21 protein-coding genes are annotated in these 26,500 nt (G+C 64.7%); 15 read left to right on the forward strand and 6 right to left on the reverse strand.

The genetic code is table 11. The features are described 5' to 3' along the window. The first annotated feature begins 56 nt into the window (after positions 1 to 56). The 6 genes from ISX93_RS08310 to ISX93_RS08335 all read left to right on the forward strand — a co-directional run bounded on the left by ISX93_RS08310 (position 57) and on the right by ISX93_RS08335 (position 9,217). A complete protein-coding gene (locus tag ISX93_RS08310; RefSeq protein WP_195778249.1) occupies positions 57 to 1,529 on the forward strand; it encodes an inorganic phosphate transporter in 1,473 nt (490 codons plus the stop codon). A gap of 61 nt (positions 1,530 to 1,590) precedes the next feature. Then, complete coding sequence (locus ISX93_RS08315; protein WP_195778250.1) at positions 1,591 to 2,955, forward strand: CYTH domain-containing protein; 1,365 nt, start codon at positions 1,591 to 1,593, stop codon at positions 2,953 to 2,955. A 36-nt stretch (positions 2,956 to 2,991) separates the two neighbouring features. Then, positions 2,992 to 4,776 (forward strand): GspE/PulE family protein, encoded by a 1,785-nt coding sequence (locus tag ISX93_RS08320; RefSeq protein WP_195778251.1) that lies wholly within the window; start codon positions 2,992 to 2,994, stop codon positions 4,774 to 4,776. A 107-nt stretch (positions 4,777 to 4,883) separates the two neighbouring features. Next, on the forward strand, positions 4,884 to 6,623 hold the full coding sequence (locus ISX93_RS08325; protein ID WP_195778252.1) for a diguanylate cyclase: 1,740 nt from the start codon (positions 4,884 to 4,886) through the stop codon (positions 6,621 to 6,623). A gap of 98 nt (positions 6,624 to 6,721) precedes the next feature. Continuing rightward, on the forward strand, positions 6,722 to 8,296 hold the full coding sequence (locus tag ISX93_RS08330; protein ID WP_195778253.1) for a thymidine phosphorylase family protein: 1,575 nt from the start codon (positions 6,722 to 6,724) through the stop codon (positions 8,294 to 8,296). A 24-nt stretch (positions 8,297 to 8,320) separates the two neighbouring features. Next, complete coding sequence (locus tag ISX93_RS08335) at positions 8,321 to 9,217, forward strand: ribose-phosphate diphosphokinase (protein WP_195778254.1); 897 nt, start codon at positions 8,321 to 8,323, stop codon at positions 9,215 to 9,217. Positions 9,218 to 9,252: 35 nt separating this feature from the next. Here ISX93_RS08335 and ISX93_RS08340 read toward each other — a convergent pair whose 3' ends face one another. Further along, on the reverse strand, positions 9,253 to 9,972 hold the full coding sequence (locus ISX93_RS08340; RefSeq protein WP_195778255.1) for a murein L,D-transpeptidase catalytic domain family protein: 720 nt from the start codon (positions 9,970 to 9,972) through the stop codon (positions 9,253 to 9,255). Positions 9,973 to 10,111: 139 nt separating this feature from the next. Between ISX93_RS08340 and ISX93_RS08345 the strand changes: the two genes are divergently transcribed. The 4 genes from ISX93_RS08345 to ISX93_RS08360 all read left to right on the forward strand — a co-directional run bounded on the left by ISX93_RS08345 (position 10,112) and on the right by ISX93_RS08360 (position 14,370). Continuing rightward, positions 10,112 to 11,698, forward strand: coding sequence for a L,D-transpeptidase family protein (locus tag ISX93_RS08345; RefSeq protein ID WP_195778256.1), 1,587 nt, complete (start codon positions 10,112 to 10,114; stop codon positions 11,696 to 11,698). Positions 11,699 to 11,812: 114 nt separating this feature from the next. Further along, positions 11,813 to 12,733 (forward strand): SPFH domain-containing protein, encoded by a 921-nt coding sequence (locus ISX93_RS08350; RefSeq protein WP_195778257.1) that lies wholly within the window; start codon positions 11,813 to 11,815, stop codon positions 12,731 to 12,733. A gap of 153 nt (positions 12,734 to 12,886) precedes the next feature. Next, on the forward strand, positions 12,887 to 13,333 hold the full coding sequence (locus tag ISX93_RS08355; RefSeq protein ID WP_195778258.1) for an NfeD family protein: 447 nt from the start codon (positions 12,887 to 12,889) through the stop codon (positions 13,331 to 13,333). Continuing rightward, positions 13,330 to 14,370: a DUF2804 domain-containing protein gene (locus tag ISX93_RS08360; protein WP_195778259.1), complete on the forward strand. Its 1,041-nt coding sequence runs from the start codon at positions 13,330 to 13,332 to the stop codon at positions 14,368 to 14,370. The genes ISX93_RS08355 and ISX93_RS08360 overlap by 4 nt, the downstream gene beginning before the upstream one ends. A gap of 122 nt (positions 14,371 to 14,492) precedes the next feature. Here ISX93_RS08360 and ISX93_RS08365 read toward each other — a convergent pair whose 3' ends face one another. From ISX93_RS08365 to ISX93_RS08380, 4 genes are all read right to left on the reverse strand, one after another. Continuing rightward, the gene (locus ISX93_RS08365; protein ID WP_195778260.1) at positions 14,493 to 15,488 is read right to left on the reverse strand and encodes a HupE/UreJ family protein; all 996 of its coding nucleotides are present in this window, start codon (positions 15,486 to 15,488) and stop codon (positions 14,493 to 14,495) included. Beyond that, positions 15,488 to 16,336 (reverse strand): peptidyl-prolyl cis-trans isomerase, encoded by an 849-nt coding sequence (locus ISX93_RS08370; RefSeq protein WP_195778261.1) that lies wholly within the window; start codon positions 16,334 to 16,336, stop codon positions 15,488 to 15,490. Before ISX93_RS08370 ends, ISX93_RS08365 begins: the two co-directional genes overlap by 1 nt. Positions 16,337 to 16,686: 350 nt before the next feature. Beyond that, complete coding sequence (locus tag ISX93_RS08375) at positions 16,687 to 17,709, reverse strand: DUF2860 family protein (RefSeq protein ID WP_195778262.1); 1,023 nt, start codon at positions 17,707 to 17,709, stop codon at positions 16,687 to 16,689. 410 nt (positions 17,710 to 18,119) lie between these two features. After that, a complete protein-coding gene (locus tag ISX93_RS08380) occupies positions 18,120 to 18,668 on the reverse strand; it encodes a cupin domain-containing protein (protein WP_195778263.1) in 549 nt (182 codons plus the stop codon). A 103-nt stretch (positions 18,669 to 18,771) separates the two neighbouring features. Between ISX93_RS08380 and ISX93_RS08385 the strand changes: the two genes are divergently transcribed. The 5 genes from ISX93_RS08385 (at position 18,772) to ISX93_RS08400 (ending at position 23,187) form a co-directional block, all read left to right on the forward strand. Beyond that, positions 18,772 to 19,713: a LysR family transcriptional regulator gene (locus ISX93_RS08385; RefSeq protein ID WP_195778264.1), complete on the forward strand. Its 942-nt coding sequence runs from the start codon at positions 18,772 to 18,774 to the stop codon at positions 19,711 to 19,713. A 102-nt stretch (positions 19,714 to 19,815) separates the two neighbouring features. Then, positions 19,816 to 20,562, forward strand: coding sequence for an alpha/beta hydrolase (locus ISX93_RS08390; protein WP_195778265.1), 747 nt, complete (start codon positions 19,816 to 19,818; stop codon positions 20,560 to 20,562). A 373-nt stretch (positions 20,563 to 20,935) separates the two neighbouring features. Beyond that, complete coding sequence (locus ISX93_RS17225; protein WP_258166958.1) at positions 20,936 to 21,064, forward strand: hypothetical protein; 129 nt, start codon at positions 20,936 to 20,938, stop codon at positions 21,062 to 21,064. A gap of 137 nt (positions 21,065 to 21,201) precedes the next feature. Beyond that, the gene (locus ISX93_RS08395) at positions 21,202 to 22,185 is read left to right on the forward strand and encodes an aKG-HExxH-type peptide beta-hydroxylase (protein ID WP_195778266.1); all 984 of its coding nucleotides are present in this window, start codon (positions 21,202 to 21,204) and stop codon (positions 22,183 to 22,185) included. A 42-nt stretch (positions 22,186 to 22,227) separates the two neighbouring features. After that, positions 22,228 to 23,187, forward strand: coding sequence for a hypothetical protein (locus ISX93_RS08400; RefSeq protein WP_195778267.1), 960 nt, complete (start codon positions 22,228 to 22,230; stop codon positions 23,185 to 23,187). Between the two features lie 286 nt (positions 23,188 to 23,473). Here ISX93_RS08400 and gcvP read toward each other — a convergent pair whose 3' ends face one another. Then, positions 23,474 to 26,347 (reverse strand): aminomethyl-transferring glycine dehydrogenase, encoded by a 2,874-nt coding sequence (gcvP, locus tag ISX93_RS08405; protein ID WP_195778268.1) that lies wholly within the window; start codon positions 26,345 to 26,347, stop codon positions 23,474 to 23,476. Positions 26,348 to 26,500 lie beyond the last annotated feature (153 nt).

Below are 26,500 nucleotides of genomic sequence, written 5' to 3' on the forward strand. Positions count from 1 at the left end.
CGTAACGATTCTGCCATAATTCGCCCCCCTACCCATCCCACGGTTAGTACTCCTTCATGTTCGAGTTCATCAGCAGCCTTAATCCCGCTCTGGTCATCAGCCTGGTTCTGGCCTTGGTCTTTGTCCTGACTTTCGAGTTCATCAACGGCTTTCATGACACCGCCAATGCGGTGGCGACGGTGATCTACACCAATGCCATGCCCTCCCACATCGCCGTGATTGCTTCGGGCATCTGCAATTTTCTGGGTGTATTGCTGGGTGGCGTCGGCGTGGCGTATGCCATCGTCCACTTGCTCCCGGTCGAGCTGCTGATCAATGCCAATGCCACCTACGGCCTGGTCATGGTGTTCTCGCTGCTCAGCGCCGCCATTATCTGGAACCTCGGTACCTGGTATCTGGGCATTCCCGCTTCCAGCTCACACACCCTGATCGGCTCTATCCTCGGAGTCGGCCTGGGCAACGCACTGATCAGTGATATTGCCGTAGCCGATGGGGTCAACTGGCAGAAAGCCATCGACATTGCCATTTCGCTGGTCGCCTCGCCGCTGGCCGGTTTCCTGGTGGCGGGACTGGTGCTGCTGGGCCTGAAGTGGCTGCGCCAACATTCCAAGATGCACTTCAAACCCGACCAGCGACTGCAGGCTGATGGCAAGAAGCACCCGCCGTTCTGGAGTCGCGTCACCCTGATCGCCTCGTCCATGGGCTTGAGCTTCGTGCATGGCTCCAACGACGGCCAGAAAGGCATCGGCCTGCTCATGCTGGTGCTGATCGGTATAGTCCCGGCGCAGTTCGTCCTCGATCTCGACAGCAGCACCTACCAGATCGAGCGCACCCGCGACGCCGCCGAGCACCTGCTGCAGTTCTACCAGCGGCATGACGACTCGCTGGGCGAGTACCTCTCGCTGGGCAAGAATGGCAACACCGAGATGCCCAAGCAGTTTCGCTGCGATCCAGCCATGACCGGCCCGACCATCGCCGCACTGCTCAATGACCTGAAGGGCGTCACTGACTACAAGCAGATGGCCCCCGAAGTACGCCCGCAAGTGCGCCGCTACCTGCTGTGCCTGGATGACACCGCGAAAAAGGTCGGCAAGCTGAGCAGCCTGGACTCGAAGGAAAAGGCCGATCTGGACAAACTGCGCAAGGACCTGGCCGCCACCACCGAATACGCCCCGACCTGGGTGATCTTCGCCGTGGCTCTGGCACTGGGCATCGGCACCATGGTCGGCTGGAAACGCGTGGTGCTGACCGTGGGCGAGAAGATCGGCCGCCAGGGCATGACTTACGCTCAGGGCATGAGCGCCCAGATCACCGCCACCGCCGCCATCGGCCTGGCCACCGCCTACGGCCTGCCGGTCTCCACCACCCACGTACTGTCCTCGGGCGTGGCGGGCACCATGGTGGCCAACAAGAGCGGGCTGCAGTTTGATACAGTGCGCAACATCCTGATCGCCTGGGTATTGACCCTGCCGGTGACCATTGGCCTGGCGGCCGGGCTGTTCTGGATCAGCGTCCAACTCTTCGTCTAGTCGGTAGCACCAAATCTCAAGGCCGCCTCCGGGCGGCCTCGTCGTCTTTGCGGAGCACCAAATGCCCAAAGAAACTGAAATAAAACTGCGCGCCAGCCGGGCCACCCTGCTAGCCCTGCGTGAGCATCCGCTGCTGAAGAAGCGCAACAAATCCGGCTGGCAGCAGCACGAATTGTTCAATCAGTACTTCGACACCCCGGCCCGCGACCTGGCCGGGGCCAAAGTGGCACTGCGCCTGCGCCGTGATGGCGAGCAGATCATCCAGACCCTGAAAAGCCGCGGCCAGAGCGTGGCCGGGCTGTCCGAGCGCAACGAATGGGACTGGTACCTGGACAAGGCCGAACTGGATCTGGGCAAGCTGGATGACAGCTGCTGGCCGGCCAGCCTGGCAAACCTCGACAAAGCCAGCCTGCAGCCGGTGTTTTCCACCGACTTCCTGCGCGAGAAAGCCGATATTGCCTGGGGCCGTGGCAAGGCCAAAGTAGCCATCGAGGCCGCGCTTGACCTGGGCAAGGTGTGTACCGGCCCGCAGCAGGAAGAAATCTGCGAGCTGGAACTGGAGCTGCGCGAAGGTGAACCGGCAGCCCTGCTTGAGCTGGCCATCGAACTGGCCGCCGACCTGCCACTGATGCCGTGCGACATCAGCAAGGCCGAGCGCGGTTATCGCCTGTTTGACAGCAACAGCTACAGCCTGAGCTTGCCGGCAACCGAACTGCAGCCCGAGCAGGCGCTGGACGACGTGTTTGCCGCACTGGCCTGGCAGCTGCTCGGCAACAGCCAGCGCCTGGCCGAGCAGTACCGCTTCAACAGCCACTGGAAACTGCTGGAACAGTGGCTGCAGCAACTGACCGACTTGCGCGCCCTGCTCGCCAGCCTGGGCCAGGCCGCGCCACGCGCCAGCAGCCATGCCTTGCGTGAAGCACTGGATGCGCTGCTCAAGGATTGGCGTCCGTTGCTGCTGGCTGGCCAGCACGACGACCAGCTGCGCCAGCAGGCGCCTGAGCGCTTCGCCAGCGAACTGGACAACACGCGCTGGGGGCTGTTTTCCCTGCAGGCGTCACTCTGGCTGCTGCAACGCGGCTGGATCACTGCGCGCAATGCACGCGGTAACCGTCAGGGCCAGGCACCCATTGGCAAATGGCTGCCACGCCTGCTCGCCGAGGAGGCCAACGACCTGCAGCTCAGGCGCTATCAGCAGCAACCCGAAGACCTCGCCGAGCAACTGCCGCGCATCGAACGCCTGCTCGCCTGGCTGCGTCTGGCGCGCCAGATGCTGGAGCTGCCGGAAGTCGACCGCCTGTACGGCGAACTGCTCAAGCTGGAAGCGCTCGCGCAGCAGCCGCTCAACCCCGAGCAGTTGGCCGCACGCAGCCTGCAGGCCCATACTGTGAGCACGCTGCGCGCCTGGAAGAGCCTGGTGCGCTAGCGCTGCAACGTTGGCCGCAATGACCGAGGAAGCCCCATGTCCGCTAGTGTTTCGTCAACCGAGGATCGCCAGCTCGAGCTCAACGAGATCCTGCGCAGCCTGGTCGGCAAGTCCCGGCTGAGCCAGGAAGCCGCCGAGCATGTGCTGGCGATCCGCCGCAGCGCGGTGACCAACCAGCAGCATCCCCTGGAATTCCTGGCCGCCCAGCAGGTCGACGACCTCGCCCGCCCCGGGCGCAAGCTGGACCTGGAAAGCCTGACCCAGTGGCTGGCGGAATACGCCGGCCAGCCCTACCTGCGCATCGACCCGCTGAAGATCAACGTGGCCGCCGTGACCCCGCTGATGTCGCATGCCTTTGCCCAGCGCCACCGGATCCTCGCGGTGGCCGTGGATCCGGATTCGGTCACCATCGCCAGCGCCCAGCCGTTTGTATCAGGCTGGGAAAGCAACCTGCTGCATGTGCTCAAGCGTCCGATCAGGCGCGTGGTGGTCAACCCGGCCGACCTGCAGCGCTTCACCAGCGAGTTCTACCGCCTGGCCCGCTCGGTCAGCGGGGCCAACGCCGGCGAGGCCAAGGTTGGCGGGGTCGGCAACTTCGAGCAGCTGCTCAAGCTCAGCGCCGGCGACAAGGAGCCGGATGCCGACGATGCGCACATCGTCAATATCGTCGACTGGATCTTCCAGTACGCCTACCAGCAGCGTGCCAGCGACATCCATATCGAGCCGCGGCGCGAACAGGGCACCGTGCGCTTCCGCATCGACGGCGTGCTGCATAACGTCTACCAGCTGCCGCCGCAGGTGACCATGGCGGTGGTCAGCCGGCTGAAAAGCCTCGGCCGCATGAACGTGGCGGAAAAGCGCCGGCCGCAGGATGGCCGGGTCAAGACCAAGACTCCGGACGGCGGCGAAGTCGAGCTGCGCCTGTCGACCCTGCCGACCGCCTTCGGCGAGAAGATGGTGATGCGCATCTTCGATCCCGAAGTGCTGCTGAAAAATCCCGACCAGCTGGGTTTCTCCGCCGACGACCTGCGCCGCTGGGTCAGCATGACCGGCCAGCCCAACGGCATCATCCTGGTCACCGGCCCCACCGGCTCGGGCAAGACCACCACCCTCTACACCACGCTCAAGCAACTGGCCACGCCCGAAGTCAACGTCTGCACCATCGAAGACCCGATCGAGATGATCGAGCCGGCCTTCAACCAGATGCAGGTGCAGCACAACATCGACCTGACCTTCGCCAGCGGCGTGCGCGCACTGATGCGCCAGGACCCGGACATCATCATGGTCGGCGAGATCCGCGACCTGGAAACCGCCGAGATGGCGATCCAGGCCGCCCTTACCGGGCACCTGGTGCTGTCGACCCTGCACACCAACGACGCCCCCAGCGCCATCACCCGCCTGCAGGAGCTGGGCGTGCCCTACTACCTGCTCAAGGCCACCCTGCTCGGCGTCATGGCGCAGCGCCTGGTGCGCACCCTGTGCCCGCACTGCAAGGCGCCGGTGGACATTGATGAAGACGACTGGCAGGCCCTGACCCGCCCGTGGAGCGCGCCGCTGCCGACCCAGGCCCAGCGCGCCGTAGGTTGTCCCGAGTGCCGCGACACCGGCTATCGCGGACGTGCCGGGGTCTACGAAATCATGCTGCTGAATGACGACATCAAGCCGCTGATCAGCGCCGACACCGACCTCGTCGCCCTGCGCCGCCAGGCCTTCAAGGAAGGCATGCGCAGCCTGCGCCTGTCCGGTGCGCAAAAGGTCGCGAGCGGCCTGACCACCATCGAGGAAGTGCTGCGGGTGACCCCGCAGAGCGAGCAGAAATGACCGCCCTGCACTTGACCGCCGCAGCGGCAGGCCTTTCACCCACACCGGCAAGCGCAGCGCCACCGCGACACTGAGCCGCTTGCCAGGCCCAATCAGGAAAACACGCAATGCAGCGGCTGTCGATCCGCCACGCAAAACCCGCGCCGAGCGTGCCGGGCAGTCTCGGCCACTGGCTGTCTGGCCTGCTGCTGATGCTTGCTTGCGGCCTGGCAACGAGCGCCGAGCCACTGCAGATCGACAACCTGCCCGCGGGCCAGCAGGGCCTGTACAGCACGCTGCTGCAGGAAGGCGACACCCCCATGGACCTGCGCGAGGCGATGCAGGCCGCACAGGATGGCCGGTTCCGCCCCGGCCCGGCCCCGGTCCTGCACTTCGGCATCGGCAGTCGGCCGGTCTGGGTGCGCCTGGCGCTGCACAACCCGCACACTGAAGCGATCCAGGTCCGGGTGATCACCGGGATAACCTGGATCGATTCCCTGCAATTGAGCCTGGTCCGCGACGGGCAGCTGCTGCAGGAGTGGCGCGCCGGTGACAACCTGGCCGGGGCGCGCGACCTGGTACCCGGCATGGGTTTCATTGCCAGGCTGAGCATTCCCAGTGGCGACAGCGAGCTCTATCTGCGCGCCGAAAGTCCCGATCCGCTGGTGCTGCCCATTGAAGTGCTGCGCGAGGAGAGCTTCCAGGCACGCCACCTCGAATACCGCTTCGTCTACGGCCTGATCTATGGCTTCCTGCTCTCGATGATCGTCTACAACGGCATGCTGTTCATCGGCCTCAAGGATCGCAGCTACCTGTATTACTCACTGTACCTGGGGCTGTTTGGCGTCCTCAATATTGCCTATACTGGCCACGGCCTGGCCTGGTTCTGGGAGGACTACCGGTGGCTGCAGGAGCATTGCATCCTGATCAGCATGGTGCTGACCGGCTGCGCCGGCCTGGCGTTCACCAGCAGCTTCCTCGACCTGGCCAGGCGCGCGCCCGGCTCCCGCCACCTGTTGCAGGGCATGGCCGCGACCAGCCTGGCCGGCCTGCTCCTCAGCCAGCTGCTGGGCAACCAGGCCGCCGAGGCCACGATCGCCTTCAGCTTTGCCCTGGTCTACTCGGCGAGCATGCTGTTCCTCGGCCTGACCACCCTGCGGCGCAACAGCCTGGCCGGCCATTACTACCTGGCTGCCACCCTGTGCGGCATGCTTGGCACGGTGATCACCACACTCACCGTATGGGGCGCGCTGCCATTCACCGGCTGGAATTACGGCGCCATCAAGATCGGCCTGATGCTGCAGGCCGCGCTGCTGGCCCTGGCCCTGAGTCACCGGATCCGCCAGCAGCAATACGGCAGGTTGCGCGCCGAACGCCTGGCCGAGCGCGACCCGCTGACCGGCCTGCACAATCGCCGCGGCTTCAACGAGCAGGCCGCGCCGCTGTGGAACAGCACCGTGCGCCACCAGCGCCCGCTCAGCCTGATCATGCTCGACCTGGATCACTTCAAGACCATCAACGACCTGCATGGCCATGCCGCCGGCGATCTGGCGCTGGTGCAGACGGCGAAGCTGCTGGCCAACAGCTGTCGCGGCGCCGACCTGCTGGCGCGCTGGGGCGGCGAGGAGTTCCTGCTGCTGCTGCCGGAAACCGGGCTGAATGAAGCCCGCGCGCTGGCCGAGCGGCTGCGCGCGGAAATCCAGGCGCTGAGCGGCACCGGCGAGCTGCAAAAACTGGCGCTGAGCGCCAGCTTCGGGGTGATCGAGCGCTCCGCCCAGCTGCAGCTGGAGCAGCTGATCAACCAGGCCGACCGGCTGCTCTATGTGGCCAAGCACAGCGGGCGCAACCGGGTCTGCGCCGAGGCCTGAGCACAGCGCCGCGAGCACCGCCCGTGGCCAACCTTGACCGCAACGGCGGCCGCCGCGCACCCTATGCCCATTGCCAAGTTCCGGTGCCCGCCCCGCCCATGACCAGCCCCGCCGCCCCGCCGCCCGCCGAACAACCCGCCACCCTGCTGCTGCGCCGGGTCGCCATCGATACCTACCGCGAAAACGTGGCCTACCTGCACCGCGATTGCGCGATCTACCGGGCCGAGGGCTTTCAGGCCCTGTCCAAGGTCGAGGTGCGCGCCAATGGCCAGCGCATTCTCGCCAGCCTGAATGTGGTGGATGACGACTGCATCGTCGGCGCCGACGAACTGGGGCTTTCCGAAGATGCCTTTGCCCAGCTGAATGTGGCCAACGGCCATCCGGCCAGCATTGCCCAGGCGGAACCGGCCGCGTCGATTCCGGCCCTGCACCGCAAGATCGCCGGCGAGCGCCTGAACCGCGAGGATTTCTACAACATCGTCCGCGACATTGCCGAGCACCGCTATTCGAAGATCGAGCTGACCGCCTTCGTGGTCGCCTGCAACCAGGGCGAGCTGGACCGCGAGGAGGTGTACTTCCTCAGCGACGGCATGGCCCGGATCGGCCGCCGCCTCGACTGGCACGAACATCCGGTGGTCGACAAGCACTGCATCGGCGGCATCCCCGGCAACCGCACCTCGATGCTGGTGGTGCCGATCGTCGCCGCCCACGGCATGCTCTGCCCGAAGACCTCTTCGCGGGCCATCACCTCGCCGGCCGGCACTGCCGACACCATGGAAGTGCTGGCCGATGTCGAGCTGCCGTTCGCGCGCCTGGAACAGATTGTGCGCGAACACCGCGGCTGCCTGGCCTGGGGCGGCAGCAGCCAGCTGTCACCCGCCGATGACGTGCTGATCTCGGTGGAGCGGCCGCTGTCGATCGACTCGCCGGGGCAGATGGTCGCCTCGATCCTGTCGAAGAAGCTCGCCGCCGGCTCCACCCACCTGCTGCTGGATATCCCGGTCGGCCCCACCGCCAAGGTCCGCTCGATGCCCGAGGCGCAGAAACTGCGCAAGCTGTTCGAGTTCGTCGCCGCGCGCCTGGGGCTGGCCATCGATGTGGTGATCAGCGACGGCCGTCAGCCGGTGGGCAACGGCATCGGCCCGGTGCTGGAAGCCCGCGACGTGATGCGCGTGCTGGAAAACGACCCGCAGGCCCCCATCGACCTGCGCCAGAAAGCCCTGCGCCTGGCCGGGCGCATGCTCGAGTTCGACCCCGACGTGCGCGGCGGCGATGGCTATGCGATTGCCCGCGACATCCTCGATTCCGGGCGCGCCCTGAGCAAGATGCGCGCGCTGATCGAGGCCCAGGGCAGCAAGGCCTTCGACTATCGCCAGGCGCCGCTGGCAGCACTGAGTTTCGACATCCATGCCGGCAACAGCGGCGTGGTCAGCGCCATCGACAACCTGCAACTGGCGCGCATCGCCCGCCTGGCCGGTGCGCCCAAGGTACAGGGCGCCGGGGTCGACCTGCTGCGCAAGCTGGGTGACCCGGTACAGGCCGGCATGCCGCTGTACCGGGTATATGCGGCCTACCCGGCCGACCTGGAATTCGCCCACCAGGCCTGCGCCCGGAGCAGCGGCTTCAGTGTCGGCCCGGCGGACAGCCTGGCGCCCTTGTTCGTGGAATTTTAGGTTCGTGGAGTTTTAGGGGCCCTGATGGACACACTGCTGCTGTATTTTGCCGACGAGCGTACGCCGGCCCTGCGCCTGGCCGAAGCCCTGCAGTTGCAGGCGGCCGCGATCGAGCGCCACCGCTTTCCCGATGACGAGTTGCGCCTGCGCCTGCCGTTCGCTGCCGGTCAGGCGGTCCCGGCGCAGGTCTTGCTGTACCGCAGCCTCAACCGCCCCAACGACAAGCTGGTCGAGCTGCTGCTGGTGGCCGGCGAGGCGCGCGCCCTCGGCGTGCAGCGCCTGCTGCTGGTCGCCCCGTACCTGGCCTATATGCGCCAGGACATCGCCTTTCAGCCCGGCGAGGTGGTCAGCCAGACCATCGTCGGCGCCTTTATTGCCCAGCACTTCGACGCGCTGGTCACCGTCGACCCGCACCTGCACCGCATCGAGCGCCTGGAGCAGGCGGTCCCCCTGGGCAACGCCGCCGTCTGCCTGTCGGCGGCCCCCCTGCTCGCCCGGCTGATTGCCGAGCGCCGGCCGCAGGCACTGCTGATCGGCCCGGACGCCGAATCGGCGCAATGGATCGAAGCGGCTGCCCGCGACCAGGGGTTCGCCCATGGCGTGTGCAGCAAGCTGCGCAGCGGCGACCGGCAGGTCAGCATCGAACTGCCGGCCCTGGACTTCCGCAAGCGCCAGGTGGTGGTGCTGGATGACATCGCCAGCTCCGGCAGGAGCCTGGCCGCCGCGGCGGAGAAGCTGCTGGCTGCCGGCGCCGCGTCGGTGGATGTGGCGGTGACCCACGCGCTGTTTGCCGGCGATGCGCTGGAGGTGCTCAGGGCTGCCGGGGTCGGCGAGGTCTGGAGTAGCGACTGCATCGCCCATCCGAGCAATGCCATCGGCATGGCCCCGTTGCTGGCCGAAGCGCTGCGCAAACTGCTGTAGGGCGGCTGGAGGATTGACGCGCCGCAACCGGCAGATCAGCTGCCGGCGTTTTCCGCGGCCAGGATGCTGGCCACGCGCCGGGGCTTGCAGTTGAGGTAGGCCGAGCTCTGCAACCAGCGCCGGTCGGGGTACCAGGAGAACATGAACTGGCCGCCCTTGAGCTGGTCCACCACCATCCGCCCGACTTCCGGGCGTACCGCCGGGCAGCCCAGGCTGCGTCCGATGCGGCCCTGGCTGCGCACCAGGCGCGGGTCAACGTAGGCCGCCGAATGGATCACGATGGCACGCTCGCGGGCACGGTCATTGATCCCCGGCTCCAGGCCGTCCATGCGCAACGAATAGCCATGCTTGCCCTGATAGCTCTCGGCGGTGCGGAACAGGCCGAGGCTGGACTGGTGGCTGCCATCGCTGTTGGAAAACCGCGTGGCCAGGTTTTCCCCGGACTGCCGGCCATGGGCGACGAAATCGCGCAGCAGCAGGCGGTTGCGCTGCAGGTCGAAGATCCACAGGCGGCGGGCGCTGGACGGCTGCGAATAGTCGATGACCGCCAGGCGCCGGGCCGGCTCCGCGCCATTGTTGAGTGCGCACTGCATGGCCGCCACGGCATGCGCCAGCGCCTGCTTGTTTAATCCGGGAGCGGCGCGCGACAATTTGTCCAGCAGCGGCTGGTAGGCCGGGCTGGCGGCCAGCACTGGCGGGGAAACAACGCCAACGACAGCGAGACACAGGCAGAGCCTGCGGACAAGGGTGAACATGGGCTGGGGCAACCTCTGGAAGCGCTTGCTGCAGACATCCTGTCGCTGACTGGCTGCGTTGTTATGATCACCCCGCAACCGCTTGCAAGCGGGGGTCGTGCAGCCTTGCTTGGGCGGCATTCTATCTGGAGCGGCGCGATTGTTCAAAAAATGCTCAATATTTCTCGGCATCCTGCTACTCGGCGCACAGCTTGCACCGCCCGCCGGCGCGGCCGACGCCTTGCAACAGCGCCTGCAGGGCTTGCCCGCCAGCTGCTTCGGCGAACCGGGCAATCTCGACAGTGCCGGCCTCGCCCGCCTGCTCGAGTTCTACCGGGCGCGTGCCTTTCAGCCCGCCTGGGAATCCGCCGCACAGCTCGACAGCCTAGCGCTGCAGCTGGAGCAACTGGCCGACGATGGTCTCAATCCGGCCAGCTACCAGCTTTCGGCGATTCGCCAGCTGGCCGCCCGGCCGGCCACCGACGCGCAGTCAGCGGACTGCGCCGATATTCGCGTCAGCCATGCCTACCTGCAGGCCCTGCATGACCTCAGCCGGGGCCGCCTGGCGCAGGACAGCATCGAGCCACTCTGGCATTCCACACTGACACCGCCACCCAGCCCGCTGCCACGCCTGTCGCCGCGCCAGCGCGCGCTGGACGACCTGCCCGGCGCATTCGCCGATGCCCGCCCCGGCACCCGCCAGTACCAGCAGCTGCGGCAGAGCTATGCCCGCCTGCGCCAGGCCGCACTGCCGGACTGGCCGCGGATCCCCGGCGGACCGCTGCTCAAGCCGGGCATGGCCGATCCGCGCCTGCCGCTGCTCGACCAGCGCCTGGCCGGCGAAGGCTATCTGCCGGCCGCCAGTGCCGACCCGGCCGACCTGCACTACAGCCCGCCGCGGGTCGCCGCCGTGCAGGCCTTCCAGCGCCAGCACGGCCTGCAGGCCGACGGCATCCTCGGCGCGGGCACCCTGAGCGAACTGAATATCAGTGCGGCGCAGCGCCGTGACCAGCTGCGCATCAACCTGGAACGCTGGCGCTGGCTGAGCGCGAACCTCGACGCGGAAATCCTGCTGGTCGACATCAGTGCCGCCCGCCTGAACTATTACCGCGAGCACGTCCTGCTCTGGCAGACCCGTCTGCAGGTCGGCCGCGCCGCGCGGCCGACGCCCCTGCTCAAGTCGGTGCTGACCCGGCTGACGCTGAATCCTAGCTGGACCGTACCGCCGACCATCCTGCAGAAGGACAAGTTGCCGGCGATTCGCGCCGACCTGAACTTCCTCGCCGAACACCGGCTGCGGGTCCTCGACCTGCAAGGCAATGAACTGGATCCGGCCACCATCGACTGGCAACGTCCCGGCGCCATCATGCTGCGCCAGGACCCCGGCCCGCAGAACCCGCTGGGCAAGATGGCCCTGCGCTTTCCCAACCCGTTCTCGGTATACCTGCACGACACGCCGAGCATCGAGCTGTTCGAGAAGTCGCCGCGCACCTTCAGCTCCGGCTGTGTGCGCGTCGAAGGGGTGAGCCGGATCCTGGAACTGCTACTGAGCCCGGCCGAGCGGCTGCAGGTGGATGCGCTGCTGGCCAGCGGCAACACCGTGGAGTACCGCCTGCCGCGCCGGGTGCCGATCCTGCTCGGCTACTGGACCGCGGAAGCCGACGCGGCCGGCCAGCCCCTGTACCGCCCGGACATCTACGGGCATGATGCCAGGCTGCTGGCGGCGCTTGATGCGGCCACCCGCTAGCAGGCCGTTGAAAAACCCCCTGGGTTGCCGCTGCCGTGTTGAAAACCGGCCCGCCTGGCGCAGCACGCGGCGCTCAACAACCCCGACTCAACCCGCCCATCCAAGGAGAGTTCCATGCAAATCGGCAGTGTGATGTTCCTGTTCGTCGGCCTCGCGGTCGCCCTGCTGTTCATGGGTTTCAAGGTGGTGCCGCAAGGCTATGAATGGACCGTGGAGCGCTTCGGCCGCTACACCAACACCCTCAAGCCCGGCCTCAACATCATCGTTCCGGTGATGGACAAGATCGGCCGCAAGCTCAACGTGATGGAAAGCGTGCTGGACATCCCGCCGCAGGAAGTCATCACCGCCGACAACGCCACCGTGCAGATCGACGCCATCTGCTTCTTCCAGATCATCAACTCGGCGCAGGCGGCCTACGAGGTGAACAACCTCGAGCACGCCATCCGCAACCTGGTGATGACCAACATCCGCACCGTGCTCGGCTCGATGGAACTGGATGCCATGCTCGGCCAGCGCGACGCGATCAACGAGAAACTGCTGAAGACCGTCGATGAAGCCACCGCGCCCTGGGGCATCAAGATCACCCGCATCGAGATCAAGGACATCAGCCCGCCCGCCGACCTGATGGCGGCGATGTCCGGGCAGATGAAGGCCGAACGCATCAAGCGCGCGCAGATCCTCGAGGCCGAGGGCCTGCGCGCCGCCGCCATCCTCACCGCCGAAGGCAAGAAGCAGGCGCAGATCCTCGAGGCCGAAGGCCAGCGCGAGGCCGCCTTCCTCGAAGCCGAGGCCCGCGAGCGCGCAGCCCAGGCCGAAGCCGAGGCCACGCGCATGGTCTCGGAGGCGATCGCTGCCGGTAACGTGCAGGCGGTCAACTACTTCGTCGCGCAGAAATACATCGACGCGCTGGGCAAGCTGGCCAGCGCCGACAACAGCAAGGTGATCCTGATGCCGCTGGAAGCCAGCCAGATGATCGGCTCGATTGGCGGCATCGGCGAAATCGTCAAGGCCACCTTCGGCGACAAGCAGGCCTGAACATCCTCAGACCGCAGGTTGGGTTGAAGCGCACAGCGCTGACGCCCAACGGCTTTTCGCATGGCCCGATGCTTTGCCCGTTGGGCTTCGCTACGCTCAACCCAACCTACCCCGCACAGCAATGCACAGCAGACATGAAAAGGGTTCTTATCCATGTGGGACTACCTGCAACATCTCACCTTCTGGGACTGGCTGGCCTTCGGCAGCCTGCTGCTGATACTCGAAGTGTTCGGTGCCGGCGGCTACCTGCTGTGGACCGGCATCGCCGCAGCCAGCGTCGGCGTGATCCTCTACCTGTTTCCCGCCCTGGCCTGGCCCTGGCAGTTCCTCCTGTTCGGCTGCCTGTCGATCCTCACTGCGGTGTTCTGGTGGCAACGGCAGAAGGCTGCCGCCAAGCCATCCGACCAGCCGGGGCTGAACCAGCGCGGCAGCGAGTTTGTCGGACGCAGCTTTACCCTGCATGAAGCGATAGTCGGCGGCCGCGGCAAGATCAAGGCCGGCGACAGCGTGTGGCTGGTCAGCGGCCCGGATCTGCCGGCCGGCAGCCAGGTACGGGTCAGCGGCCAGGATGGCGTGCTGCTGAAGGTCGAACCGGCATGAGCAAACAGACGGAAATCCTCGCCCCGCTGCCCCTGCATGCCGCCAACGGCCGCCTGAGCGAGGAAGGCTGGGCGCGCCAACCCTTCTGGCGCTACCAGCGCAGTGCCGTCCCCGCCAGCGCCTGGCGGATCAAGGAATGGGACTACTACGCGGTGATGTCCCCCGACCAGCAGTTCGCCATCGGCCTGACCGCCAGCAACCTCGGCTATGCCGGGCTGTATGCGATCTGCTTTGTCGACCTGGCCACTGGCCAGAGCTATCAGAGCGATGCGCTGCAGGTACTGCCGCTGGCGCGCCATGCATTTCCTGAACAGGCGGCCGACGGCGAAGTGCGTTTCGCCAGCAAGCAGCTCTCCCTGCACTTTATTACCGAAGCCGGACAACGCCGTCTGCGCTTTGCCAGCTCGGCCATACAGGGCCCGAACGGCCGTGGCATCGAAGGCGAGATCCTGCTGAGCCAGCCGGCTGGCCTGGAGTCGATGAACATCGCCACTTCCTGGGCCGAAAACCGCAAGGCGTTCTACTACAACAGCAAGATCAACTGCCTGCCCGCCAGTGGCGGCTTCGACTTCGCCGGCCAGCACTATGCGCTCAAGCCCGAGCGTGACCTCGGCGTACTCGACTGGGGCCGTGGCGTCTGGACCTACAACAACACCTGGTACTGGGGCTCGGCGTCCGGCTATCTGGATGGCGTACCGTTCGGCTTCAACCTCGGCTACGGCTTCAGCGACCGCAGCCCGGCCACGGAAAACCTGCTGCTGTACGACGGCCGCGCGCACAAGCTGGATCAGATCGAGTTCCACTTCGACTCCAGCGACTGGCTCAAGCCCTGGCGCGTCAGCAGCAATGACCAGCGTCTGCAGCTGAACTTCCGCCCGGCGGTGGATCGCAACAGCCACTTCAACCTGCTGGCGATCACCTCGGAACAGCATCAGGTATTCGGCTATTTCAGCGGCACAGCGGTGCTGGATGATGGTCGCGTGCTGCAACTGCAGGACTTCCCCGGCTTCGCCGAAGAAGTGCGCAACCGCTGGTAACCGGAGGCGGCTGTCGGCAACCGCTTTGGTAGGGTGGTCAACGCCGAAGACTTGGCCACCATCAGAGCAGGAAGGTGGTCATTCGCTGCGCGAGATGACCACCCTACACCCGGGGAAACTGCTCAGGCCCAGAATGCCGCGATGCGTTCCAGCAGCCAATAGCTGGCCACCCCGCCGATCAGATAGGCCTGCAGTGGTGCCGCCCAGCGCGGTTCGCCTGCGCCCCTCAGCAGCCACCGAAGCAGCGCAGCGACAGCCAGCACTGCGCCGATAAAGGCCAGCTGGCCGAGCTCCACACCGACGTTGAAGAACAGCAGCGCCAGCGGAATCGCGTTATGCGGCAGGCCGACTTCCGCCAGCGCCCCGGCAAAACCGAGACCGTGCAGCAAGCCGAAGGAGAACGCCACCAGCCACGGCTTGCGCGTTGCCAGCCCGGCATGACCGGCGCTACGGGCGAGGATTTCCTGTGCGACAAACACGATCGACAACGCAATCATTGCCTCCACCGGCGGCCCGGGCACCTGCACGATATCCAGCGTCGCCAGCGCCAGGGTAATGGAGTGGGCGATGGTGAAAGCCGTGACCGTGAGAATCAGCTGCCGCGGGCTGCGCACCAGCAGAATCAGGGCAAACACGAAGAGCAGATGATCAAGGCCAATGAGGATGTGTTCGAAACCCAGCACCGTGTAGGTACTCACCACTTCCAGCGGGCCCTGGCCGGGCTTGAGCAGGAAGGTCGGCTCAACCGGCAGGATGCGCGCCAACTGCTCGCTGCCATCCAGGCGCTCGGCACGCACCAGCACATCCAGGCCGAGTGCCGAGAGTCCGCTGAACGCGATGGGACGCCCTTCGAGACCGCCCGGCACTTCAATTTTCCAGCGCTGCACCAGCGCTCCGCTGGCAAAGCTGGATGAGCGCGCACCCAGTTCACGGGTGCCCTCAGGAAACACCGGGCGCACCTTCAGCGTGGTCTGCTCATCCAGCGCGGGGACCTTCCACAGCACCTGATAGTTTTCCCCATCGACCTGCTTGAGCTGCAGGTACGCCGGGCGAAACACATCGGCCGTTGCCGGCATGACCAGCAGCGACACCAGCAATGGCAGCAGCCAGCGCAGCATCACTGCCGAGCCTCGCCGACCGGCGACACAGGCTCGATAATCACCTCGTATCGCTCACCCAGCTGCTCGTAGTAAGCCTGCTTGGCCTGCATGCGCCGCTCGTTTTCCCAGTCACGCTCGACGGCCTTGCGCACGTCCTTGAGACTGGCCGGGCGCGCTGGCGTGAGGCTCTGCAAGCGCACCAGGTGCCAGCCAAACCCGGATGCCACCGGGCCGGCCCAGCTGCCCAGCGGCAACTCCGGCAATGCCGCGGCAAACGGCTCGCCAAACTCGCGCGCCACCAGATCGGCCGGGGTGGCCTCGACCCGGGCGGGGAGCTGGGTTCTGTCGCCGACCTGCTCTGCCGCAGCCCCGGCCTGCAAGCGCTGCAGGCCACTGGCCAGATTGGCCTGCAGCTGTGCGCCATGCGTGTCCGGAGCAAACAGGACCTGCTCGAAGGCTACCTCGGCCGGCAGTGCATAGCGCTGGGCATTGCGCTGCAGGTAGCGCTCCAGCTCGGCATCATCGATTGCATCCGAGAGTGCAGACTCCTCCGCCATCACCTCGACCTTCTGCGCCACCCGCCGGCGGATCACCGGGTCATCCCGGTCCAGCCCGAGGGCAACGCCTTCGCGGTACAGCAACTCTTCACGCACCCGCGTATCCACCAGTGCCTTGAGTTCCTCCGGGGTTGGCGGACGCTGCCAGGTGGCCTGAAAACCCTGGGCCATCTCGTTGCTCATGGCCTGGCTGATGACAACGCGCCGCTCGCTGCCGCCCGGCGGGCCAGCGACCAGGTCAAACAGCCCGAACAACAACAGTCCGAGAAACAGAAAATGCAGCAGTGGTTCACGCAGGATCTTGCTCAACAATGTCATTGCCCCAGATGAAAGCGGGCAGAAATGACGCTACCCGTCGACGGTGTGTACTTGCAGTGCCGGCGGCCGGTTTCGGCGCGAACCACAGACCGGCGCCACACAGCCCCTCGCACGGCGCGCCGATCATAGTGCGCGCACCCTGCCCGAGCAAACCAGCGGACAGCTTTGCTGAGCGTTGTTTGTTGCTGCTTGTTGCTGCAGACAGGCTTGTGCCGGCCGGCCGGCGGCGACGGTGCAGGCCGCCTCGGAGTGCCACTGGAATGCCGGCAAGCCGTGATGTTCTCGCATGAAAAAGGGCGCAGCCCGCCAGGAGATGCGCCCTTGCTGTACTCCCGAAGCAATCAGAAGCTGTACATCATGCCCAGGTTGACGCTGGAAATACTGGTGTCGTAGAAGTCGATCTGGTTGTCCTGCTGGCCATAGGCAAACGTTCCCAGCGCCTTCCAGTCCTTCAGGCCGAACGGCTCGAGATAGGCCGCCGTGAGCGACACGCCATAGCTGTCCTGATCCTGCTTCTCGCCATAGACCGGGTTGTAGTCATCGCTGCTCATGGTCGCCAGAACCACGCTGGCGTTCAGCTGCCAGTCCTGCAGGCCGGTGTAGCCGTAGTCGAGCTGCATCATCGGGCCTGACATGGACATGGCATCGCCGTCCAGATCGTATTCCACATAGCTGTAGGTGGAGGTGAAAAGACTGTATGGGCTGAGTTGGGCCACATAGCTGAAATCAATCTTGTTGAAATCGCCGTTGCGGTCCAGATCATTGATTTGCTCTGCAGTCAGGCCCAGGCCGCCATTGAGTGGCGCCGTGCTGCCGCTGAGTTCCTTGTCGATATCGATCTTGCGGTGGGTATAGGTCAGCTCGAAATCCGACTCGAGGATGTGCTCCCAGCCCAGGCGCATGCCTTTGCTGGTCTGATCGGTCTTGCTGCGATCGACGCCCACCACATAGGGATCCTTGTAGACTTCGCGCTCGGTCGAGGCGAGCAGGCTGGCGCGCAGGTTGCCGAGGCTGCCGATGCTCTGGCGCACGCCGAGGCCCAGCGAGGAATCCTGGGTGAGGAAGTCATCCAGCTCGGTACCGCCGAAGAACTGGGTGCGCGAGCCATCAAGGGTGTAGGACAGGTTGAAGGCCGGGGTAACGCGACCGTAGCTCTTGCTGTCCGGGGAATCACTCACCGAGTCAATGCGCTCGTCGCTGACCTCGGTGCCACCAACGGTCGCCAGAGTGTTGCTCTCCATCGAATTGGAGGAGGCCCCCAGAAAGACGTAGCCAGCGAGGCCGGCTGTCTGTGGAATCCGGTCGTAGGCTTGCGCGCCAAAGGCCATGGCACTGCCTACCGCAATACTGAGCAACCTTTTCATATTGTTCTTCCCCGTGGGTTCAAGATGATTGAACAGCGCCAGCCTGGACGGGCTGATCGGCTGATGATGACAGACCCTCGTGCCGCTGACCAACTGCAGCAAGAAAAATCCCGGGGACAAAAAAGGCCGCCCGTTGGGCAGCCGTTTAATTTAAGCGCGGATAGAAGACCAGGCGGTTTGCCGCTGTACTGCAGGGGGACAGGCCCGCCCGGCGACCCGGTCTTCTTCTCACTCACCAAGCGCTTCGGCTCGACAAGCCTGCTCAAGGCAGGGCGGCGGGAGACCCAACAGACCACAGCTTGCCGGGCGCAGAACGCAGCTTCACGCAGGATCACTGCCACGTTAACCTTCCCACCAATCGTGCATGGTCAGGCTAAAAAGGCTGCCCTGCGCCAGCCTTTTTAGCCAGCTTAGGCCGGGCGCTGCCAGAGGCCCGCTTCGATCATGCGCTCGACTGCGACAGGGGCAGCTTCAGCGGCTGGCGCATCCCCGACGATAATGGCCAGCAACAGCCCCTCGCTGGAACCTTCCGCCGCCTTCGCGCATTCAAAGCGGCGATGCACGCCGACCGGAATCGCGATGAAATCCAGGGGCGCAAGCAGCACATGCTCATTGCCTTTTTCGCCTTCCCACTCCAGCTTCCAGGTACCGTTGATGGCCATGAACGTCTCGACCGTGTCATGGGCGTGCATCAGTACTCCCTTACCCGGCTCAGCCGCGATAAAGGACATGCCAAAGCCGGCTTTCAGATGGGATATGGGTGCCTTGACTGCATCACCGAACGGCGAGAACTGCCCGCCCTCGCTGGGCTGCTCAAAGCCGAGAACATTGTAAAAAGCGCGTTTCCCCTCCGGCAAAACCATGTCCGGCAGCCCCGTATCGCAACGCTTCAGATCTTTGAAACGCGCAACGCAGGCAAGCATTTCGGCGGTACTGGGTTTGATGATGGCGATTGACATGAGGAGACTCCTGTAAGTTGAAGGTAATCTATTTGAGCACCGCTATTGGCGTATGCTCAATCAACCGCCATCAATACCTACATAACCCAAGCTGATTCCGTCTATGAAGCGCAGCAACATCAATCTGCTCATTTGCCTGGACATGCTCCTCACGGAGAAATCCGTCACGCGCGCCGCCGAACGTCTGGAAATGAGTCAACCAGGCATGAGCAATGCCCTGGCCAGGCTTCGCGAATTGACGGGTGACCCGTTACTGATCCGCTCTGGCAATGGTTTCATCCTGACCGAGCGCGCGCTGTCGCTGGCACAGAAGGTGCGCAGCGGCATCCAGCTGATGGAAGACATCTTCAGCAACGAGGGGCCGGTCAACCTCGCAAACGCGAAAGGAACCATCACACTGGCCGCCGCCGAATCCACCTCGATGGCCTTTGTGCCGGCACTGGCTGAGATCCTCGGCAAAACCGCGCCTGGCATGTCACTGAATGTCCGGGCGCCTGACCCGGAACACATCCGCGAGTGGTTGAGCGAAGGGGAGTGCGACATAGCCCTGGGGTATTTCCCCGATCTGCATCCGGACCTGCGACGAGCCCCTCTGTTCCAGCAACCACTGTCCTGCATCAGTGCCCGCGAGCGGACGCCGAATGGCACGATTTCACGCTCCGAATACCTGGAGCGGCAGCATGTGGTGTTCGGCTCTCCGTTTTCACCACGCTCATCATTCGAGCAAATGCTCACGACTGAACTCGCGGCCGCTGGCTTCGAGCGCTTGCGCACGGTTCACGTATCGTCTGCGCTGCTGGCGCCGTACATAGTGTCCGGCTCCTCCCTCATCGCGACCATGCCGACCTGGTTCTGCCGGCACTATGCGAGTTTCCTCCCGCTGACCGTCTCGCCCTTGCCGTTCCAGGTCTCGCCGCTGGAGACGGACATGATCTGGCACGAGCGCACGCATCGCCAGGCCGTGCATGTCTGGTTGCGCGACACCCTGCGCAGCATCATTCCCGGTGCCGCGGCAACCGGCATGGATATCCGGATGGAAACCTGATCAGGTGCGCCTATAGCTGAATGCAATGCCGGCATTGCGCCAACTTGATGGTTGTCCCGCACAAGAATGACTACCGTCACTGCTCTTTTCAGGGGATGCAGCATGTTTGACTGGACAGGTGAAGACAGTGTGCGCGACGGGGTGCGCTGCCGCACTTTTCGACCGCAATCCGAAGGTGGCCTGGCGTCAGCCGCGTTGTTTGACCGCCCGCAAGCAGCCGCAGATAGCCGTGCGCCGATAATCCTGATGCAGCATGGCGGCAGCACCTGCAAGACCGGGCTGGATATATGGGATGTGGCGACCGAACTGGTCGGCCGCCAAGGCTTGCGCCTGATCGCCCTCGACGGCCCCGTGCACGGGGCGCGCGCAGTGGGCATTGATCCTGGCGATGGCGCCTTGGTGCGTGCGCGTTTCTTTGAACTCTGGGGCTCGGATCCCGGGCATGTGCTGCCGTACGTCCAGCGCTGGCAGGCGCTGCTTGACGAGATTCAGGAAGCCCTGAACGGTGTGCCATGCATGTGGCTTGGGCTGTCGATGGGCACAGCCTACGGTCTGCCGTTGCTGGCTATCGACAAGCGCATCGCGCGCGCCGTAGTGGGCATGTGGGGCACCAGCTTCGTCAACTCCAGGCGCCTGGTCAGCGATGCGGCCGCGGTAAGCTGCCCGGTACTCTTCCAGCAGAAGTGGGACGACGAACTGTTTTCCCGCGAAGGGCAGCTGGAACTGTTTGATGCGCTGGGCACTGCCGATAAGCGCCTGCACGTCTACCCGGGAGGGCATGTCCGCCTGGGCACCGAGCAACTGCAGGATATTGCCCGGTTTCTGCATGCCGATCAGCTGCAATCCTGAATCACCGCTGATTTACGGGGCATGACCGTGGTGACCGTTCGGCGCCACGGCGATCGCCCTGCAGCATTCATGCTCAAGCTTCGCGCGCGCAGCCGGCAGGTGATGCACAGCCAGCTGATCGGCAGAGAGCCCCAACCCTGCAGAAGCTGGAGTGCCTTATCTGCTTGCTCGAATTGATCCAGCAAGCTGCTTGCGGGCTCCATCGGCGCACAGCCGCGCCGGTCAGCGACGGCACCTGCAGGCATGGCAACAATTCTGCCGGATTTCACTCACTGCAGCGCCGGAAGCGCTTGACCGCTTCTGCAGGCAGGCTCGACTTGCACTTCGAGGCGGGCAGTGTATTGTTTGCAATTCATCACCTGAGGGAATTCTAATGACTGTCAAATTTGATATCGCCAAGCTACTGGGTTTCCGCATTTCTAGTGCGCATTCGGCCGGCGCAAAGACCGGGCTCAAGGCTGGAGTCAAGGTCGGCATGAAGGCCGGCGTCAAGCCCGTCTGAAGCAGGCCGGTCGCGCCCTGCATAGCCGCGCTGCTGGATAAATCCGCTCAAATCAATTCCAGGCGACGCCGAAGGTCATTCGTCGTCGCTTTATTTTGTGCACGCCGCAGAACCATCCTGCCGAGGCTGGAAGGGATATGACCCAGTTTGATTTCCATCCCGACGCCAGCCGCGCACTGTCCCTCGATCGCGGAATGCACCGCGAACTTGGCCTGAGCCTCAGGCACGTCTGCGAAGCCAGCAAAGACGCAATACCATTCGACCGGATCGGCATGACCCGGCTGACCGAGCAGTTATCGGGATCCGGCGTTGTTTCGCCAGCTGTGTTCGCCCGCTATTACGAGCTTGTCGAAGCCATAACAGGCGATCGGTTTGACGATGCGCGACGGCTGTTTGACGAGCTGGTCCGGGTCAAGCCGATGCCGCAGACCCTGCAGGTGGTTACGCTGGGCGACCCCGCGCTGGGTGAAGAATCAGAGCGCTACACCCGCTTGATGAATGCCGATACGAGTATCGATCTGGGCTTCCTGCCGCCAGCCCCGGAGGTCGCCAGCGCTTTTCGTGAGCGCCTGGCTCGCGGCATGCAATTGCTGGATACCGCCCTGCCGGCGCTGGCTGGAGAGATTCGGGCGATCGTCCATCAGATTGTGATCGTTGGCAGCGATCCCGCGGCGAAATTTCAGTTCGACGGCGGCTCTCACTATCAACTCTGGGGCGCTCTGTTCCTCAACGGAAACTTCCACCCTGACGAGATCGCCGTTGCGGAAGTGCTGGCACACGAGTCCGCACATAGCCTGCTTTTCGGCTTCTGTACCCATGAACCACTGGTCCGCAACGCCGACGAGGAACTTTTCAGCTCGCCACTGAGGGTCGACCAACGCCCCATGGACGGGATCTATCACGCCACCTATGTATCGGCGCGCATGCACTGGACCATGTCGCAACTGACCCACAGCGATGCGCTCGACGCCCGGCAGAAGGCGCGTGCCCATGCCGCCGCCGAAGCCGATGCCAGGAATTTCGACGCCGGCTATGGCGTAGTGGCAGAACACGCCATCCTGAGCGACCTGGGGCGCAGCCTCATGGCATCAGCCAAGGCATACATGGACTCGGTCCGCTGACCGCCAAACCGCAATGAAGCCATATCCGCATCTCGAGGCGACATGATCATTTTCGTGACCACCTGCAGCCATCGCGACACGCACCACGCAATCTCGAAGGCATTGCCGTTCGTCCGCCAGGCGGTCTATCCGCTCCTGTTCGCCAGGCGCAGCCTGCCCAGGGCAACCTATATCTTCAGTGACTTCGATCGTCTGAACTTCTGGCAGCTGGAATACGCAGCGCACGTCTATCGACAGTTGCAGGCGGCCGGCTGCCGCGTACTCAATGATCCGGCGGCGGCCCTGCAGCGACTGCCACTGCTTCGCCGACTGCGCCGGGCCGGCATCAACAGCTTCTCTGCCTGGCCGGCGGACGAACCGGAAGCGGTCGAGCGTTTTCCGGTGTTTATCCGCACGAAGTCGGCGCATCGCGGCAATCTCACCGACCTCCTGGGTGACGCTCAGGCAGTGCATGCGGAGCTGCGCCGCCTTGTCGCTGCCGGCTATCCCGTCAACGACCTGATCATCGTCGAGTACCGAGCGGAGCCTGTGGGGAACGGCGTTTTCCGCAAATACTCGGTCTACCGGTTGGGCAACCGCTATGTGGCCGCGCCCAGCGTGCACGAAAGAAAATGGTCCGCCAAGATGGGCGAGGACGGCGTTGCCGGCGTCGAGGGTTACGCCGAAGACCTCGTCACGGTGCGAACCAACCCCCATGAAGAAACGCTGCGCCGTGCATTCGAAATCGCGGCCATCGATTATGGACGTGCTGATTTCGGCGTGGTTGACGGACGCCCGGAGATCTACGAGATCAATACCAATCCCATGATGCACGCTGCCGGATCACACCAGTTTGCCGATCGCGCCGAAGCATTGCGCATCTGCGTGGAAGCGCTGCATGCCGGTTTCCACGACCTCGACACCATCTCCAGCGGCCCGAAAATCCGGATTGCACCGCCGCACCTCCTGAGGAAGAAAGGCCGCAGGTACACACTGTTCCCGGGCTATCTCTGGCTGCCTTGAGGTAGCGTCGCGCCGGCTTTCTCCGGCCGGCCTCCGCCAGCGGCCTCGCGCAGCAAACGCAATGTGGCGCCCGCAGTCTTGGTGGCTGAGTCATTGGCCGCACCTGCTGGTAACAGGTGCCGGAGTCGCCCAGGCAGCGATCTCACAGCTGCATGCCCCGGCAGAGGTCATCGAAGGCACTGCAGAAGGCATTGCACTGCGCCAGAAATGCTTACGCAAACCACCCGCCGGGCCATAAACGTCAAGGCCGCCCATTGGGCGGCCTTGGCTTTTACTGCAGAAGCACTCAGCGATAGTCATCCAGCGGCACACAGGCGCAGAACAGGTTGCGGTCGCCGTAGACGTTGTCCACCCGGTTCACCGTCGGCCAGTACTTGTGCAGGCGGGTGTGCGCGGTCGGGCTGACGGCCTGTTCGATGCTGTACGGCCGCTCCCACACGCCGATCACATCGGCCAGCGAGTGCGGCGCGCGCTTGAGCGGGTTGTCCTCGGCCGGCCACTCACCGGCGGCGACCTTGGCGATCTCCGCACGGATGCTCAGCATGGCTTCGATAAAGCGGTCCAGCTCGTGTTTGGACTCGCTCTCGGTCGGCTCGATCATCAGCGTGCCGGGTACCGGGAAGCTCATGGTCGGGGCGTGGAAGCCATAGTCCATCAGGCGCTTGGCCACATCTTCCTCGCTGATCCCGGTAGCCGCCTTGAGCGGACGCAAATCGAGGATGCACTCATGCGCCACCCGGCCGTTACGACCCGAGTAGAGCACCGGGAACGCCTCGCCAAGGGCCTTGGCCAGGTAGTTGGCGTTGAGGATGGCGACTTCGGTGGCATCCGCCAGCTGCGGGCCCATCATGGCGATGTACATCCAGCTGATCGGCAGGATGCTCGCGCTGCCCCAGGGTGCGGCGCTGACCGCACCGTTCTGCGGGTTCGGGCCGTCCAGCGGCACTACCGGGTGGTTGGCAACGAAGGGCGCCAGATGTGCCCTGACGCCGATCGGACCCATGCCCGGGCCGCCACCACCGTGGGGGATGCAGAAGGTCTTGTGCAGGTTCATGTGCGACACGTCAGCGCCGATGTCGGCCGGCCGGGTCAGGCCAACCTGCGCGTTGAGGTTGGCGCCATCCATATAGACCTGTCCACCCTGAGCGTGGATGACTTCGCAGATCTCGCGGATGCCTTCCTCGTACACGCCGTGGGTCGACGGGTAGGTGGCCATCAGACAGGACAACTGTTCACCAGCTTCGGCGGCTTTCTTCTTCAGATCGTCGAGGTCGACGTTACCCTGCTCGTCACACTCGACGATCACCACACGCATGCTCGCCATCTGCGCCGAGGCCGGGTTGGTGCCGTGCGCCGAGGACGGAATCAGGCAGATGTTGCGGTGCGCATCGCCGCGGCTCTCGTGGTACTTGCGGATCGCCAGCAGGCCGGCGTATTCGCCCTGCGCGCCGGAGTTGGGCTGCATGCAGATGGCATCAAAACCGGTGATGGTGCACAGCCAGCTTTCCAGCTCCTCGATCATCAGGCGGTAGCCTTCAGCCTGCTCGCGAGGGGCGAAGGGGTGCAGGTTGGCAAATTCCGGCCAGGTGATCGGGATCATCTCGCTGGTGGCGTTGAGCTTCATGGTGCAGGAACCGAGCGGGATCATCGCCGCGTTGAGCGCCAGATCCTTGTTCTCCAGCTGCTTGAGGTAACGCAGCATCTCGGTTTCGCTGTGGTGGGTGTTGAACACCGGGTGGGTCAGGTAGGCCGAGCTGCGCTCTAGGCCTGCCGGGATGCCACTGGCCACGCTGCCGGCGTCCAGCGCCGCCACGTCCAGACCATGGTCTTCACCGAAGAACAGGTCGAACACACTGGCCACGGTGTCGGCGTTGCAGGTTTCATCGAGGCTTACGCCAATCTGCTCGCTGCCGATCACCCGCAGGTTGATGCCCTGCAGGTGGGCACGGGCGAGGATCTCGGCCTGCTGGCTGCCGACCTGTACAGTCAGGGTGTCGAAGAAGTGCTGGTTGAGGCGCTTGAAGCCCTTCTGCGCAAGACCCGCAGCCAGAACCACGGTCAGCCGCTGTACGCGCTGGGCGATGCGCTTGAGGCCTTTCGGTCCGTGGTAGACCGCGTAGAAACTGGCGATATTGGCCAGCAGCACCTGCGCGGTACAGATGTTCGAGTTGGCCTTCTCGCGGCGGATATGCTGCTCGCGGGTCTGCAGGGCCAGACGCAGGGCGCTGTTGCCACGGGCATCCTTGGACACACCGATGATACGGCCGGGCATGGCGCGCTTGTACTCGTCGCGGCAGGCGAAGTAGGCCGCATGCGGGCCGCCGTAGCCCATCGGCACGCCGAAGCGCTGTGCCGAGCCAAACACCACGTCGGCACCCAGTTCACCGGGCGGGGTCAGCAGGATCAGGCTGAGGATATCGGCCGCCACGCAGGCCAGCGCCTGCTGGGCGTGCAGCTGGTCGATCAGCGGCTTGAGGTCACGGATTTCGCCATAGGTATCCGGGTACTGCAGCAGGCCACCGAAGACCTGATGGTTGCCGAGGTTTTCCACCGCATCGATGACCAGTTCGAAGCCAAAAGCGTCGGCACGGGTCTGCACCACCGAGATGGTCTGCGGGTGGCAGTTCTGGTCGACGAAGAACAGGTTGCTCTTGCTCTTGGCCACGCGCTTGGCCATGGCCATGGCTTCGGCAGCAGCCGTGGCTTCATCGAGCAGCGAGGCACTGGCCAGATCCAGACCGGTCAGGTCGATGGTCAGCTGCTGGAAGTTCAGCAGCGCTTCCAGACGACCCTGAGCGATTTCCGGCTGGTAAGGCGTGTAGGCGGTGTACCAGCCCGGATTCTCCAGCACGTTGCGCAGAATCACGGTCGGCGTCAGCGTGCCGTGGTAGCCCATGCCGATCAGGCTGGTGCACAGCTCGTTCTGCATGGCGTAGCCCTTGAGCTTGTCCAACGCACCCTGCTCATCCAGCGCTGCCGGCAGACCCAGCGGGCCATCCAGACGGATCGCCGGCGGCACGGTCTGAGCGATCAGCTCGGCACGCGTGGCGACACCCAGGGTCGCCAGCATGGCTTGCTGTTCAGCGGCATCCGGGCCGAGGTGGCGCTCAAGAAAGGCGTCGGGTTGCTGCAACTGGGCGAGCGAAGGGTTCTGCGACATGGGAAACCTCAAAAATGACAAAGCCCCATCAGGCCAGGGGCTGGCGGAGCTTTTGATTTAGTTCCCTCGCCCCAGCGGGGAGAGGGCTAGGGAGAGGGGGCAATGCGCCACCCTCTCCCCTGCCCCTCTCCCGCCAGCGGGAGAGGGAGGTTC

This window comes from Pseudomonas sp. N040, from assembly GCF_015637705.1.
Lineage (GTDB): Bacteria > Pseudomonadota > Gammaproteobacteria > Pseudomonadales > Pseudomonadaceae > Aquipseudomonas.

Coding starts and splice junctions, on each gene's coding strand:
- ISX93_RS17225 (WP_258166958.1), top strand. CDS start 20,936: ATGACTGTCAAATTTGATATCGCCAAGCTACTGGGTTTCCGCATTTCT.
- ISX93_RS08400 (WP_195778267.1), top strand. CDS start 22,228: ATGATCATTTTCGTGACCACCTGCAGCCATCGCGACACGCACCACGCA.
- ISX93_RS08350 (WP_195778257.1), top strand. CDS start 11,813: ATGCAAATCGGCAGTGTGATGTTCCTGTTCGTCGGCCTCGCGGTCGCC.
- ISX93_RS08330 (WP_195778253.1), top strand. CDS start 6,722: ATGACCAGCCCCGCCGCCCCGCCGCCCGCCGAACAACCCGCCACCCTG.
- ISX93_RS08340 (WP_195778255.1), bottom strand. CDS start 9,972: ATGTTCACCCTTGTCCGCAGGCTCTGCCTGTGTCTCGCTGTCGTTGGC.
- gcvP (WP_195778268.1), bottom strand. CDS start 26,347: ATGTCGCAGAACCCTTCGCTCGCCCAGTTGCAGCAACCCGACGCCTTT.
- ISX93_RS08385 (WP_195778264.1), top strand. CDS start 18,772: ATGAAGCGCAGCAACATCAATCTGCTCATTTGCCTGGACATGCTCCTC.
- ISX93_RS08315 (WP_195778250.1), top strand. CDS start 1,591: ATGCCCAAAGAAACTGAAATAAAACTGCGCGCCAGCCGGGCCACCCTG.
- ISX93_RS08335 (WP_195778254.1), top strand. CDS start 8,321: ATGGACACACTGCTGCTGTATTTTGCCGACGAGCGTACGCCGGCCCTG.
- ISX93_RS08365 (WP_195778260.1), bottom strand. CDS start 15,488: ATGCTGCGCTGGCTGCTGCCATTGCTGGTGTCGCTGCTGGTCATGCCG.
- ISX93_RS08325 (WP_195778252.1), top strand. CDS start 4,884: ATGCAGCGGCTGTCGATCCGCCACGCAAAACCCGCGCCGAGCGTGCCG.
- ISX93_RS08390 (WP_195778265.1), top strand. CDS start 19,816: ATGTTTGACTGGACAGGTGAAGACAGTGTGCGCGACGGGGTGCGCTGC.
- ISX93_RS08360 (WP_195778259.1), top strand. CDS start 13,330: ATGAGCAAACAGACGGAAATCCTCGCCCCGCTGCCCCTGCATGCCGCC.
- ISX93_RS08310 (WP_195778249.1), top strand. CDS start 57: ATGTTCGAGTTCATCAGCAGCCTTAATCCCGCTCTGGTCATCAGCCTG.
- ISX93_RS08375 (WP_195778262.1), bottom strand. CDS start 17,709: ATGAAAAGGTTGCTCAGTATTGCGGTAGGCAGTGCCATGGCCTTTGGC.
- ISX93_RS08380 (WP_195778263.1), bottom strand. CDS start 18,668: ATGTCAATCGCCATCATCAAACCCAGTACCGCCGAAATGCTTGCCTGC.
- ISX93_RS08355 (WP_195778258.1), top strand. CDS start 12,887: ATGTGGGACTACCTGCAACATCTCACCTTCTGGGACTGGCTGGCCTTC.
- ISX93_RS08395 (WP_195778266.1), top strand. CDS start 21,202: ATGACCCAGTTTGATTTCCATCCCGACGCCAGCCGCGCACTGTCCCTC.
- ISX93_RS08320 (WP_195778251.1), top strand. CDS start 2,992: ATGTCCGCTAGTGTTTCGTCAACCGAGGATCGCCAGCTCGAGCTCAAC.